At 59.9% G+C, this 262-nt stretch carries 1 protein-coding gene; it reads left to right on the top strand.

The features are described 5' to 3' along the window. Positions 1 to 259 (top strand): IS66 family insertion sequence element accessory protein TnpB (gene tnpB, locus ACZBJS_RS42855; RefSeq protein WP_463440375.1); only part of this gene is annotated, 259 nt, incomplete at its 5' end. Between the last annotated feature and the right edge of the window lie 3 nt (positions 260 to 262).

Consider the following 262-nt stretch of genomic DNA (forward strand, 5'->3'; position numbering starts at 1 on the left):
CGATGCCGGCTCAGATCCGTTCGACGGTGCGCTTTATGTGTTCCGCGCCAAAAGAGCCGACCGAATAAAGATCGTATGGTGGGATGGCTCCGGCGTGTGCCTCTATTTAAAGCGGCTTGAGAAGTCGAGGTTCTGCTGGCCGCGGATCGGGCATCATCGGGTGCAGCTGAATGCTGCGCAGTTGATGGCCCTCGTCGATGGGATGGACTGGAAGCGGGTCCGGACCGCGGCGGTCAAGCCGCCGGAGATTGTTGGGTAAAAG

It is taken from the genome of Bradyrhizobium sp. KZN70725 (assembly GCF_055264925.1).